Raw genomic sequence first — 12553 nt, forward strand, 5'->3', positions numbered from 1 at the left:
GCGAGCACGCGCGACCGAGCCCGAGGAGCAGCCGTTGAGCGTCACCGACGCGAACCCGTCCCTTTTCGACCGGGGCCTGGCGGCCCGCCGGGAGGTGCTCGGCGCCGAGCACGTGGAGCGCTCCATGGCGGGGGCGAGCGAGTTCGCCCGGCCCGTCCAGGAACTGGTCACCGAGTTCTGCTGGGGCGCGGTGTGGACCCGGGACGGCCTGGACCGGCGCACCCGCAGCCTGATCAACCTCGGGATGCTGACGGCGCTGGGCCGCGACCACGAACTCGCCGTGCACGTCCGCGCGGCGGTCACCAACGGCTGCACGGTCGCCGAGATCCGCGAGGCGCTGCTCCAGACGACGGTGTACTGCGGCGTCCCGGCGGCGACGCACGCGTTCCGCATCGCCGAGCGGGTGCTCCGCGAACTGGGCGAGCTCGCGGACGGGCCCGCCGGCGAGGGGACGGCGGAGCGATGAGCGGGCGCGCGCCGATCCGGACGGTCGGGTTCGTCGGCCTCGGCAACATGGGGCGGCCGATGTCCCGGCGGCTGGCGGAGGCCGGGCTGCGGGTCCGGGCCCACGACCCCGTGCCGCCCGCCGGGGACCTCCCGGACGGCCTCGTGCTCGCGGCGTCGCCCGCCGACGCCGCGCGGGGCGCCGACGCCGTCGTGCTCATGCTGCCGAACAGCGACATCGTCGAGGGGGTCGTCGACGGCCTGCTCGACGCGCTCGAGCCCGGCGCGGCGCTGATCGACATGGGGTCGAGCCGTCCCCTGTCCACGCAGAAGCTCGCGGCCCGCGCGGCGGAACGGGACGTCGTGTTCGTGGACGCCCCCGTGTCCGGCGGGGTGAAGGGCGCCGAGGGCGGGACGCTCACCGTCATGGCCGGGGGCGCCGCCGCCGACGTCGAGCGCGTCCGCCCGCTCCTGGACGTGCTGGGCCGCGCCGTCGTGCACGCCGGGGACGTCGGGGCCGGGCACGCGCTGAAGGCGTTCAACAACCTGCTGTCGGCCTCCCACCTGCTGGCGACCGCCGAGGTCATGCGGGCGGGCGCCCGCTTCGGCCTGGACCCGGCGGTCATGATAGAGGCGATCAACGCGTCGAGCGGCCGCTGCGCCTCCACCGAGGTCAAATGGCCGAACTTCGTCCTCACCGGCCGGTACGACTCCGGGTTCGGGCTGTCGCTGATGCTCAAGGACATGCGGATCGCGGCCGAGCTGGCGGAGGCGCAGGGCGAGCCGCTGGCGTTCGGGCGGGCCGCCGTGGACCTGTGGGCGGCCGCCGCCGAGGACCTCGGCCCGGACGCCGACCAGACCGACATCGCCCGGTGGCGGGGCCGCGGCTGACGGCCCGGTCGATGCGGCGGACGTCCGAGGGCGGGACCGCAGGATCGGGATCGCACGATAACGTCGGGGCCGTGCGGCTTCATGTGGGATGCGCGATGTGGAACCTCGCCCCGTGGCAGGGGCGCTACCTGCCCCGCTCGCTGCCCGCCGACGAGCGCCTGCGCGCGTACGCGTCGTGGTGCAACGCTGTCGAGGGCAACACGACGTTCTACGCGACCCCGTCGCGGGACGCGGTCGAGTCGTGGGCGCGGCAGACGTCCGCCGACTTCCGGTTCGTGCTGAAGCTGCCCAAACCGGTCACGCACGGGAGCCGCCTGGCGGGCGCCGACGACGAGCTGCGGGCGTTCCTGCACGCGATCGAGCCGCTCGGGCCGCGCGCCCACGCGCTGTGGGTGCAGCTGCCCGGCTCGTTCGGGCCGGGCGACGTCGGGACGCTCGCGCGGTTCCTGCGGCGGCTGCCGTCCGCGCACCGGTACGCGGTCGAGGTGCGGCACCGCGCGTTCTTCGAGGAGCCCCGGGCGGCGGCGCTCTTGGAACGCGCGCTCGCCGAGACGGGCGCCGAGTGGGTCCCGTTCGACACCACCACGCTGTTCCGGAGCCCGCCGACCAGCGACGCCGAACGGGACGCGTGGCTGAAGAAGCCGCGGATGCCCCGGCGCGCCGCGGCGCTCACCGGGCGTCCGATCGTGCGCTACCTCGGCCGCGACGACACCGACCGCACCGTCGAGGGCTGGCAGGGGTGGGTCGCGACGGTCGCCGGCTGGCTGCGCGAGGGCCGCACGCCGACCGTGTTCGTCCACACGCCGGACAACGCCGAGGCCCTCGAACTCGCCCGGCGCTTCCACGACGAGGTGCGGGCGCAGGTGCACGGGCTCGAGCCGCTGCCGGAACCGGAGCCCGTCGGGCCGCCGACGCTCTTCTGACCCGCCGCTCTCAGCGCCGGGCTCGCGCGATCGAGTCGGCGATCTCCTGGTCGGCGACCTCCCGGTCCTGCCAGCCGCGGACGTCGGCGCTCTTGCCCGGTTCGAGGCTCTTGTAGATGTCGAAGAAGTGGCCGATCTCGTCGAGGGTGTGCGCGTGCACGTCCCGCAGGTCGCGGATGCCCTCGTAGCGGACGTCCCGGGCCGGGACGCCGAGGATCTTCGCGTCCGGCCCCTTCTCGTCCAGCATCCAGAAGACGCCGATGCTGCGGACGGTCACCTGGCAGCCGGGGAAGGTCGGCTCCTCCAGCAGGACCATGATGTCGAGGGGGTCGCCGTCCTTCGCCACCGTGCCCGGGATGTAGCCGTAGTCCACCGGGTACTGCGTCGAGGTGAACAGCATGCGGTCCAGCCGGATCCGCCCGAGCCGGTGATCCATCTCGTACTTGTTCCGCGATCCCCGCGGAATCTCGACGATCATCTCGGTCTCCATCGGTTCCCCCCTCGCGACGCGCGTCCCTCTCCGGGAGTTCGCCGCTGAGAACGTCCCGAAACCGGTTCGGTCACGCCGATCCGCCGGTGAACGCGGCGGCCGTCCGGGCGGCGAGTTCCCGCAGCCAGGTGTGCGCGGCGTCGTGCGTGTGCACGGGGTGCCACCACAGCGCCTCCTGGACGGGCACCGCCTCGAACGGGCACGGCAGCGCGCGAACGGGTGCGACCGGCGCGAGGATCTCGGCGAGCCGGCGCTGGATCAGCGCGAGCCGGCGGGTCCCCGCCACGAGCGACGGCATCAGCTGGAAGTTCTGCACCGACACCTCCACCCGCGGCTCCAGGCCGAGCATGCTGAGCTGCCGCGCCGCCGGCGCGTCGTAGGGACGCTGGTAGACGACCCACGGCAGGCGCGCGAGGTCGTCCAGGGTCAGCTCCTCGCCGATCTCGGGGTGGTCGGCGGCGACGAGGCACACCCACTCGTCCCGGTACAGCTCGACGGTGGGGAAGCCGCCGATCACGCCGTGCGGCATGAGCAGGCCGTCGACCGCGCTGAGCAGCGCGTCGGTGTTGTCGCCGATCTCCGGGCCGACCTGCCGGAACGTCAGCCGCACCCCGGGCGCCGCGGCGTGCACGGCGCGGGCCAGCGCGGCGCCGAACACCGCCACCGCGTAGTCGGACGCCATGATCGTGAACTCCCGCCGCTCGGACGCGGGGTCGAACTCGGCGCGGCTGGTGAACAGCCGCTCCAGCAGCACGCACGCGTTGGCCGCGGGCGCCTCCAGGGCCGCGCCGAGCGGCGTCGGCTCGTAGCTGTTGCCCGTCCGGACCAGCAGCTCGTCGCCGAAGTGGCGGCGCAGCCGGGCGAGCGCCGCGCTGGTCGCGGGCTGGCTGAGCCCGATGCGCTGCCCGGCCCGGGTGACGTTGCGCTCCTCCAGCAGGGCGCGCAGGGCCACCAGCAGGTTCAGGTCGAGGCTGGCCAGGTTCACGGCGGAAGCCTCCATTCACTTCGTGGATGCCAAGCATCTGGGGAATCGATTTCCCAGATCTCCCCCGGGTGCTCCAAGGTTAATGGCATCGCTAGGAGGGACGCCGTGGAAACCACACTCGCCGAAAAGGGGCCCGCCGGCCGGTTCGCGGTCGGCTCGTTCTCCGCCGGGGACGGCCCCGTGTTCCCGGGGCTGGTCACCGGCGACCGGGTCGTCGACCTGCGCACCGTCCCCGGGCTCGCCGCCTTTAGGACCGTCCGGGACCTGCTGGACCGCTGGGACGACGTGCTGCCGCTGCTGCGCGCCGCCGACGGCGACCGCCTGCCGCTGGACGGCCTGCGCGTGCACGCGCCCGTCGAGCCCCGGCAGATCGTCCAGTCGGGCGCGAACTACCGGACGCACGTCATCGACCTCGCCGTCGCGCACGAACCCGAGGGCGGGCGCCCGGCCGAACAGGTCCGCGCCGAGACCGCCGCGATGATGGACCGGCGCGCCGCCGAGGACGAACCGTACGCGTTCATCGGCCTGCCGTCGTCCGTCACCGGGCCCTACGACGACGTGGTGATCCCGTCCTGGTGCACCAAGCCCGACTGGGAACTCGAACTCGCCGCGGTCATCGGCCGCCCCGCCTACCGGGTGCCCGCGTCCGACGCCCTCGCGCACGTCGCCGGGTACACGATCGCGAACGACGTGACGGCCCGCGAGCTCGTCTTCCGCCGCGACATGCCCGAGATCGGCACCGACTGGCTCCGCGCGAAGAACGCCCCGACGTTCACGCCCCTCGGCCCCTACCTCGTCCCCGCCGAGTTCGTCGACCCCGCGGACCTCCGGGTGACGCTCCGCCTGAACGGCGACGTCATGCAGGACGAGTCGACCGCCGACATGATCTTCGACGTGGCCCGCCTGGTCGCGTACGCGTCCGAGACCGTCCGCCTGCTGCCGGGCGACCTCGTCCTCACCGGCAGCCCCGCCGGGAACGGCATGCACTGGGGACGGCTGCTGCGCCCCGGCGACGTGATGGAGGGGACGATCACCGGGCTGGGCGTCCAGCGCAACCGCTGCGTCGCCGAGGAGGCGTGATGCTCGACCGCACCGACCCCGAGGGCGCGATCGCCGCGGCCGCCGCCGCGTACTCCAACTGGGGACGCTGGGGCGACGACGACGTGCTCGGCACCGTCAACTTCATCGACGAGGCCAAACGCCGCGAAGGCGCCGCGCTCGTCCGCCGCGGCGCGTCCTTCTCCCTCTCCCAGCGGTTCGACATGAACGGCCCGCAGAAGGGCTGGCGGCGCCGCACCAACCCCGTCCACACCATGCTCGACACCGGCACCGACGCCGCCCTCGGCAACCAGGGCTTCCCCCACGGGATCGGCGGCGCCGACGACGTCGTGTCGATGCCGCTCCAATGCTCGACCCAGTGGGACGGCCTCGGCCACATCTTCGACCACGGCCGCGCCTGGAACGGCCGCCCCGCCGAGAAGGTCGTCACCTCCGAGGGCGACCTGGTCACCGGCATCGAGCACATGGCCGCGCCCGTCGCCGGACGCGGCGTCCTGCTCGACGTCGGCCGCGTCATCGGCGACGACGGGGAACTCCCCGACGGCTTCCCCATCACCGAGGAGCACCTCCAGGCCACGATCGACGCGCACGGCGTCACCGTCGGGCGCGGCGACATCGTCTGCGTCCGCACCGGCCACCTCACCCGCGCCCGCCGCGACGGCTGGGGCGACTACGCGGGCGGCCCCGCGCCCGGCCTGTCGTTCACCACCGCCTCCTGGCTGCACCGCACCGAGATCGCCGCGATCGCCACCGACACCTGGGGCTTCGAGGTGCGCCCCAACGAGTTCGACGACGCCTTCCAGCCGCTGCACCAGGTCGCCATCCCGAACATGGGCCTGCTCATCGGCGAACTCTGGGACCTCGACGCGCTCGCCGCCGACTGCGCGTCCGACGGCGTCCACGAGTTCTGGCTCACCGCCGGCCCCATCCCCGTCACCGGCGCCGTCGGCGCCCCCGTCAACCCGATCGCGGTCAAATGAACATCGACGTCCACGCCCACGTCCTCCTCCCCGCCATCGAAGAGGCCGTCGCCGACCGGCCCGGCCACGCCGAGCACCGGGCCCTGGACGCCCGCCGCAACGGCCCCGCGTCCCTGCGGGCGAGCGGCGCCATGATCGGCGAACGCCTCCACCGCCTCACCCGGGTGGACGCGCGCCTCGCCGACATGGACGCCGCCGGGGTCGACGTCCAGATCGTCAGCCCGTCCCCGTCCCACTACCACTACTGGGCCGACCGCGACCTCGCCCGCGAGGTCTGCCGCCTCGCCAACGAGGGCACCGCCGCGCACTGCGCCGCCTCCGACCGCCTGCACGGCCTCGGCCTCGTCCCCCTGCAGCACCCGGACCTGGCCGTCGAAGCCCTCGACCACGCGATGGCCCTCGGCCTCGAAGGCGTCGAGATCTCCTCGCACGCCCCCGGCCGCGAACTCTCCGACCCCGCGCTCGCACCGTTCTGGTCCCGCGCCGAAGCGCACGGCGCGGTCGTCTTCGTCCACCCCTTCGGCTGCACCCTCGACGAACGGCTCGACCGCTTCTACCTGTCGAACATCGTCGGGCAGCCCGTCGAGAACGCCGTCGCCCTCTCGCACCTCGTCTTCTCCGGCGTCCTCGACCGCCACCCCGCGCTGAAGGTCCTCGCCGCCCACGGCGGCGGCTACCTGCCCACCTACCTGGGCCGCGCCGACCACGGCCACGCGGTCCGCCCCGAGGCCCGCGAGTGCGCCGAACCGCCGAGCGCCTACCTGCGCCGCATCTGGTTCGACTCCCTGGTCTACGAACCGTCCGCACTGCGCGCCCTCATCGACGCCGTCGGCGTCTCCCAGGTCGTCATGGGCTCCGACCACCCGTTCGACATGGGCGTCGACGACCCCGTCGCCCGGATCCGAGCCGCCCTCCCCGAAGGCCCCGACCGCGACGCCGTCCTGGGCACCAACGCCACCGCCCTCTTCACCCTCGCCGACTAACCCCAAGCCATCGGCCACGCCAGGCACCCGGTCCACGAACCGGCGGGGCCCTGCAACCGGGGGGACGGCGTCGTGCAGGGCACGGGCGCAGCCTGCGAACTCAAAGTCGATCAGGCGCGGATCCGGAGACCGTCGACGTGAACCAGCACGCCGTTGACCTCAGGGTCCCCATTGCCGAGTACCGGGAACGGGTTCCAGATCGGCCATTACGCCGAACGGGGTGTCGCGCCCATCGAGGAAGTAGAAGCCGGCGGCCATCCCAAGGATGCCGGAGGCGAGGGCGGCGCACCGGGCGTCCAGTATGCGGCGAGAAGTACATCGCATTAAAAATGGTGCGGAAACAAACCCTTCCGGGATGTTTGTGGGTAGGTGGTTCTAGGCTGTGCGCCGTGACGTCTGAGCAGGTGGTCGACGGGCGCTTCGAGCTGCGCGGGAGGCTCGGCAGCGGCGGGATGGGCACGGTGTGGCGCGCATTCGATCTCGCGCTGGAACGCGAGGTCGCGCTGAAAGAGGTGCGGCTCGCCGACGCGGATCCGTCTCGGCAGGACCCCGACGTCGCGCGGAAGACGCGCCAGCGGGTGATGCGCGAGGCACGCGCCCTCGCCCGCATCGACCACCCGAACGTGGTGACCATCCACCACATCGTGGACACACCGGACCTGCCCCATCCCTGGCTGGTGATGGAACTCGTCCGCGGCCGGTCCCTCGCGGACCGGCTCGCCGACGGGCCGATGCCGCCCGCCGAGGCGGCGGCCGTCGGGCGCGGGATCCTCGCCGCGCTGCGAGCCGCGCACGCGGCCGGCATCCAGCACCGCGACGTCAAGCCCGCCAACGTGCTGCTGCGGACGGACGGGACGCCGGTCCTCACCGACTTCGGCATCGCCGTGCTGGAGGACGCGTCCCGCGTCACCGCCACCGGCGGCCTCGTCGGCTCGCCCGAGTACATCGCGCCCGAACGGCTGCACGGCCGCGAGGGCGATCCCGCCTCCGACCTGTGGTCCCTGGGCGTCCTGCTGTACGTGGCCGTGGAGGGCGGCAACCCGCTGCGCCGCCCCACCGCCGCCGCGACCCTCGCCGCCGTCATGACGGCGCCGATCCCTCCGCCGCAGCACGCAGGCCCCCTCGCGCCGGTACTCCAGGCGTTGCTGGTGCGCGATCACGCCGCGCGTCCCAGCGCGGAACGGCTCGACCAGCTGCTCGCACAGGCCGCCGACGCCGCCACGGCGTTCCCACCGCCCGCCGACGGCAGTGCGGCGTTCGCGCAGGCCCCCGGACCCGGCACCCATCCGGACGTCCCGCGGGAGGCGACCGGCACCGCGCCGCGGCGGCGGTCACGCTCCACCGGGACGTGGGTGGTCGGCGGGATCGCCGCGGTCGCGGTCGTCCTGGTGGCGGCGATCACGACCACGCTCGTCATCGTCGTCCCGAGGGTCCTGGACGCCTCGCGCGACGCGGCGGCCGGGGCCGGCGACCGTCTCATGCCCACCTCCCCACCGGCGTCCGCGACCCCGACCGACGCGGGCTCGGGATCCGGCACCGGTGCGACGGCTCCGGCGCCCGAGTCGCTGCTAACGCCCGCCGGGATCCGCGACGTGATCGCGAAGTTCGAGGCCGCGTCCGGCGGCACCCAGTTCGCCGGGATGACCGTCCGCCCGGACCGCGCGGACGCGGACGCGCCCGTCCCGGGCCGCCGGACCGCCTTCGACAACTACACGTACGAGGCCGGGGCCGACGCGGCCGTCCGCCGCGGTCCCAGCACCGGCGTCACGACCGGCGACGCGAAAGTCGATCTCAAGAAGTTCGACTGGGACGCCCTCCCGGCGCTGATCCGCCGGGCCGAGCGGACGCTGAACGTGCCCAAGCCGACCAGCAGGTACCTGATCGTCCGGGCGTCCTGGGTGTTCAACGGCGACTCCCCCACGATGATGTTCTACCTGTCCGACGAGTACGGCGGCGGCTACGTGGCCGCGAACGCCAAGGGCAAGGTCATCAGCACCCACCCCGCCGACTCCTGACGGAAGCCACCGGGTCGACCGCCAGCTGACCACGCTACGGGCGTGCAGACGCCGAAGGTCCGGGATCCCCGCTCCGGGGATCCCGGACCTCCGCACGTTCGGAACGCTCGATCGCGCACAGACGCCCCGCTCACCGCGACGACCGCAACCCCGCACCGGCCGAGGCCCGAGCGTCACCCCACCCCGTCGCGATCCCTCGGAGGGGTCGGCCCTTGAGGTGCCGTCGGCCCTCCACAGACAACGGCGCTTCGGCGTGGGTCTTGGACGGCCTGCGTGACAGCGTCAGTCGCCGTGGTGGAGTGCCGGGGACCGCGGGCGACGACGTACACGAACAGGACGGCCATGACACCGACTCCGGCCCACATGGCGTGCTGCCAGCCGTCGACGAACGACTCCTGCGCCGCCCGGACCAGCGCGTGGGCTTGGGGGCCGGCGGCGTCCGCCGCGGCGACGGCGTTCGCGACGCCCTCGCGGGCGGTGTCGGCCGCATCGTCCGGGACGCCGTCGAGCCGACCGTCGATCGCGCTCTTGTAGCCGGCGGAGAGGATCGCTCCCAGCAAGGCAACTCCCAGGGCCGTGCCGAACTCTCGGGTCACGTCGTTGAGTGCGGACGCGACGCCTTGGCGTTCGCGCGGCAGCGAGCTCGTGATCGCCTCGGTCGAAGGCGTCATGGACAGGCCCAGCCCCAGGCCCATGACAAGCATGCCGGGAAGGATCGAGAGGTAGCCGCCTTCGACGGACACCAGGCCGGCCATCAGGGCGAGGCCGACGCCGCCCAGGAAGATGCCGGTGGCCATGGTCGCCCGGGCTCCGATGCGAGCGGCGACCTGCGTGGCGAGGCCGGACGCGAGCATCATCAGCAACGCCATGGGCATCATCGCCAGCGTGGCCCGCAGCGCCGACCAGCCGAGCACGGCCTGGAGGAACGGGAAGAGCACCACGAAGATACCGGCCTGCACACCGAAGACCGCCAGCAGCGAGACCGACCCGCCGGCCAAGCCCCGTTCTCCAAAGAGCCGGACGTCGAGTACGGGTGCCGCGTGGCGCAACTCCCACACGACGAAGGCGATCGCGGCGAGGATGCCGCCGACCAGGCCGACGAGGGTCGCCGGCTCCGTCCAGCCGTGCACCGCGCCCTCGTGGAGGGCGAAGATCAGCCCGATGACGGCGAGGACCGAGGTGGCCGAGCCGATGGTGTCGAACCGGTGCACGGAGCGTTCGCGGGAGTTGGGCACCGACCGCACGATCAGCGCGGCCGCGACCAGGACCAGCGCGACGGGCAGGACGAAAAGCCAGCGCCAGGTGGCGACGTCGACGAGCACCGCGGACAGGTACATGCCGAGGATGCCGCCACCGCCCGCGACGCCGGTCCACACGCCGATGCCCTTGGCGCGTTCCTCCTCGGGGAAGGTCGAGGTGATCACGGCGAGGGTGACCGGCATGATCATGGCCGCGCCGACACCGGCGGCGAACCGGGAGGCGAGCATCATCTCCGCGGAGGGGGCCAGCCCGGCGGCCACGTTCGCGACGCCAAAAACCGTCAGGCCGGTCAGCAGCACGGGCTTGCGGCCGAGCCGGTCGCCGAGAGCGCCCAGCGGCAGGAGCAGTGCGGCGAGGCTGATCGTGTAGAGGTTGATGAACCACAGCACGGTGCTCTGCGAGGCGCCGAACTCCACGGCGAGCTCGGGCTGGGCGACGTTGAGGCCGGTGACCGAGGCGATGACCGCCATCAGCGCGATGCAGACCGCGATCAGGATCGCGCGGCGCTGCCGCGCGTCGTGGATGGTCGGGTCGCCCGGCTCGCCGTGGGCGACGGCGACGGAAGGCGGGTTCGTGCTCAATGGATTTCCTTTCACGACCTGCACGGAGGCAGGACGAGTCGGCGCCGGCCCCGGAGAGGCGCCGGCGTGCCGGACGGCCGGGTCAGCGTCGGCGGGTCGCCCGGACGACGACGTCGTGCACCATGACCGCGTGCCCGCCGTGGCCGGTCACGGTGCGGTGCGCCTCCTCGGCGGTCACGACCGTCCACCCGGCGGGATCGAGGCGCGCCGTGATGTCGGCCGCGGTCACCGACGCCGAGGCCGGCGGTTCGGCCCCGGCGGGTCCGTGCCCTTGCCGGTGACCGTTGTGGTGGAGGTGCGCGACGATCAGCAGCGTGCCGCCGGGGGCGACCCAGGACGCGATTCGGTCGTAGAACTCCAGCTGCGGCATCGCGGGGTGCGCGTAGTGGGTGGTGACCAGGTCGTACGTCGTGTCCGGCTCCCAGACGGACAGGTCGGCCCGGACCGGTCGCACCCGATCCGCGACACCGCTCGCGGCCGCGCGCTCGGCCGTCCGGGCCAGGGCTTGGTCCGCGATGTCCGCGCCGGTGACCCGCCAGCCGCGCGACGCGAGCCAGACCGCCTCCGCTCCGGCGCCACAGCCGGCGTCGAGCGCCGTCCCGGGTTCCAGGTCGTGGACCTCCCGCACCAGGTGCGGGTTGGGCGGGCCGACGGCCATCGCAACCGGGGCACCGGCTCGGTCGCGCCGCCAGCGCCGGTCCCAGTAGTCCTTGTCGAACGAGTGCGTCATCGGTGAGCCCCCTCACGGCCGAGGACGGCCGCGGCCTCGCCGGCGTCCTCCATAACGAGGTCGGCATCGATGCGCCGGGCCACACGAGCCCCCTCCGCAGCGACCGCACTGACCTGGCCAGAGAGACCAGCGGCGTTGCCGACACCCCACACCCCGGGGACGCCGGTCCGCCCGGTGACCACCGCGACGTCGACCTCGATCAGCCGTCCACCGGCGAGCCGCACCCCGCTCACGCGATCACCGTCGACCTCGAGCCGCGAAATCGCCCCCTCCACGTCGGCGGGTGCGTTCCGCGGCTCCCCGGCATCGACGCCCCTGACCCCGCGCCGTGCCCGCGTCGGCGTCAACGCGGCGCTCAGTCCAGCCGCGCCGCCACCGACGATCACCACTTCTCGCACTGTGTCGTGCCCTGCCATGTCACTCCTCCAAGCCGAACCGCGGCCATCGGTCGACGTCCGCGTGCTTGGATGGTGCGCACCACCAGGGAGATTCGCAAACCTTGTTGCCGAATGGCAAAATCGAGGGCATGGACGACACGACCGACCGCACCCTCAACGCGGTGGGGCCGCGGCTCAAGCAACTCCGTCAACGACGCGACATCACCCTCACCGGCCTCGCCGAGGAGACCGGCATATCGACCAGCACCCTGTCCCGGCTCGAGGCCGGCCTGCGGCGCCCCACCCTGGAGCAACTGCTGCCCTTGGCCCGCTACTACGGCGTCACGCTGGACGAACTCGTGGAGGCCCCGCCCACCGGCGACCCACGCGTCAACCTGCGGCCCATCCCGTGCGCGGACGGTTCCACGATCCTGCCCCTGACCCGCAGGCCCGGCGGGATCCAGGCCTACAAGTTCGTCCTCCCCGTAGGCCGCGACGACGCCGAGCCCGACCTACGCACCCACGAGGGCTACGACTGGCTCTACGTCCTCAACGGCAGGCTCCGCCTCGTCCTCGGGGAACACGACCTCATCCTCGAACCCGGCGAAGCCGCAGAGTTCGACACGCGCACCCCGCACTGGACCGCGGCCACCAGCTCGGGCCCCGTGGAGTACCTCAGCCTGATCGGCAAGCAAGGCGAACGCGTCCACATCCGAGCCGCTCCCAAACCACACAGATCCCGCTAGTGTCCTGAGTCTTAATTTCGCCTAGGGTTCTGGCATGACGCGTCCGGGGCCAAAGCTTGCGCCGTTGGAGTTGACCGCCGAGGAACGGG

13 protein-coding genes are annotated in these 12553 nt (G+C 73.2%); 8 read left to right on the forward strand and 5 right to left on the reverse strand.

Features of this window, described 5'->3' with window-relative positions; genetic code table 11:
* Nucleotides 1–34: 34 nt before the first annotated feature.
* From pcaC to AB0L25_RS39485, 3 genes are all read left to right on the forward strand, one after another.
* Nucleotides 35–466, forward strand: a complete 432-nt coding sequence (gene pcaC / locus AB0L25_RS39475) for a 4-carboxymuconolactone decarboxylase (protein ID WP_500178597.1) — start codon at nucleotides 35–37, stop codon at nucleotides 464–466.
* A complete protein-coding gene (locus tag AB0L25_RS39480) occupies nucleotides 463–1335 on the forward strand; it encodes an NAD(P)-dependent oxidoreductase (protein WP_500178599.1) in 873 nt (290 codons plus the stop codon). The genes pcaC and AB0L25_RS39480 overlap by 4 nt, the downstream gene beginning before the upstream one ends.
* A gap of 71 nt (nucleotides 1336–1406) precedes the next feature.
* A complete protein-coding gene (locus AB0L25_RS39485) occupies nucleotides 1407–2258 on the forward strand; it encodes a DUF72 domain-containing protein (RefSeq protein WP_500178600.1) in 852 nt (283 codons plus the stop codon).
* Nucleotides 2259–2268: 10 nt separating this feature from the next.
* Here AB0L25_RS39485 and AB0L25_RS39490 read toward each other — a convergent pair whose 3' ends face one another.
* Complete coding sequence (locus AB0L25_RS39490; protein WP_500178601.1) at nucleotides 2269–2748, reverse strand: inorganic diphosphatase; 480 nt, start codon at nucleotides 2746–2748, stop codon at nucleotides 2269–2271.
* A 70-nt stretch (nucleotides 2749–2818) separates the two neighbouring features.
* The gene (locus tag AB0L25_RS39495) at nucleotides 2819–3733 is read right to left on the reverse strand and encodes a LysR family transcriptional regulator (protein WP_500178603.1); all 915 of its coding nucleotides are present in this window, start codon (nucleotides 3731–3733) and stop codon (nucleotides 2819–2821) included.
* A gap of 105 nt (nucleotides 3734–3838) precedes the next feature.
* Here AB0L25_RS39495 and AB0L25_RS39500 point away from each other — a divergent pair, with 105 nt between their 5' ends.
* From AB0L25_RS39500 to AB0L25_RS39515, 4 genes are all read left to right on the forward strand, one after another.
* Nucleotides 3839–4813: a fumarylacetoacetate hydrolase family protein gene (locus AB0L25_RS39500; protein WP_500178605.1), complete on the forward strand. Its 975-nt coding sequence runs from the start codon at nucleotides 3839–3841 to the stop codon at nucleotides 4811–4813.
* On the forward strand, nucleotides 4813–5772 hold the full coding sequence (locus AB0L25_RS39505) for a cyclase family protein (protein WP_500178606.1): 960 nt from the start codon (nucleotides 4813–4815) through the stop codon (nucleotides 5770–5772). Before AB0L25_RS39500 ends, AB0L25_RS39505 begins: the two co-directional genes overlap by 1 nt.
* Entirely contained in the window at nucleotides 5769–6755 is a 987-nt protein-coding gene (locus AB0L25_RS39510) for an amidohydrolase family protein (RefSeq protein ID WP_500178607.1), read from the forward strand. The genes AB0L25_RS39505 and AB0L25_RS39510 overlap by 4 nt, the downstream gene beginning before the upstream one ends.
* Nucleotides 6756–7144: 389 nt before the next feature.
* Nucleotides 7145–8770, forward strand: coding sequence for a serine/threonine-protein kinase (locus tag AB0L25_RS39515; protein ID WP_500178608.1), 1626 nt, complete (start codon nucleotides 7145–7147; stop codon nucleotides 8768–8770).
* A gap of 173 nt (nucleotides 8771–8943) precedes the next feature.
* Here the strand turns inward: AB0L25_RS39515 and AB0L25_RS39520 are convergent, their stop codons facing one another.
* From AB0L25_RS39520 to AB0L25_RS39530, 3 genes are all read right to left on the reverse strand, one after another.
* Nucleotides 8944–10611, reverse strand: coding sequence for an MFS transporter (locus AB0L25_RS39520; RefSeq protein ID WP_500178610.1), 1668 nt, complete (start codon nucleotides 10609–10611; stop codon nucleotides 8944–8946).
* Between the two features lie 82 nt (nucleotides 10612–10693).
* Entirely contained in the window at nucleotides 10694–11341 is a 648-nt protein-coding gene (locus AB0L25_RS39525) for an SAM-dependent methyltransferase (protein WP_500178611.1), read from the reverse strand.
* Nucleotides 11338–11757, reverse strand: coding sequence for a hypothetical protein (locus tag AB0L25_RS39530; protein ID WP_500178612.1), 420 nt, complete (start codon nucleotides 11755–11757; stop codon nucleotides 11338–11340). Before AB0L25_RS39530 ends, AB0L25_RS39525 begins: the two co-directional genes overlap by 4 nt.
* A gap of 110 nt (nucleotides 11758–11867) precedes the next feature.
* Between AB0L25_RS39530 and AB0L25_RS39535 the strand changes: the two genes are divergently transcribed.
* A complete protein-coding gene (locus AB0L25_RS39535) occupies nucleotides 11868–12464 on the forward strand; it encodes a helix-turn-helix domain-containing protein (RefSeq protein WP_500178614.1) in 597 nt (198 codons plus the stop codon).
* The last annotated feature ends 89 nt before the right edge of the window (nucleotides 12465–12553 follow it).

Origin of the sequence: Spirillospora sp. NPDC052242 (genome assembly GCF_040679555.1) — a bacterium.
In the GTDB taxonomy this organism is placed as follows: domain Bacteria; phylum Actinomycetota; class Actinomycetes; order Streptosporangiales; family Streptosporangiaceae; genus Spirillospora.

Coding starts and splice junctions, on each gene's coding strand:
- AB0L25_RS39480 (WP_500178599.1), top strand. CDS start 463: ATGAGCGGGCGCGCGCCGATCCGGACGGTCGGGTTCGTCGGCCTCGGC.
- AB0L25_RS39490 (WP_500178601.1), bottom strand. CDS start 2,748: ATGGAGACCGAGATGATCGTCGAGATTCCGCGGGGATCGCGGAACAAG.
- AB0L25_RS39505 (WP_500178606.1), top strand. CDS start 4,813: ATGCTCGACCGCACCGACCCCGAGGGCGCGATCGCCGCGGCCGCCGCC.
- AB0L25_RS39510 (WP_500178607.1), top strand. CDS start 5,769: ATGAACATCGACGTCCACGCCCACGTCCTCCTCCCCGCCATCGAAGAG.
- AB0L25_RS39525 (WP_500178611.1), bottom strand. CDS start 11,341: ATGACGCACTCGTTCGACAAGGACTACTGGGACCGGCGCTGGCGGCGC.
- AB0L25_RS39530 (WP_500178612.1), bottom strand. CDS start 11,757: ATGGCAGGGCACGACACAGTGCGAGAAGTGGTGATCGTCGGTGGCGGC.
- AB0L25_RS39535 (WP_500178614.1), top strand. CDS start 11,868: ATGGACGACACGACCGACCGCACCCTCAACGCGGTGGGGCCGCGGCTC.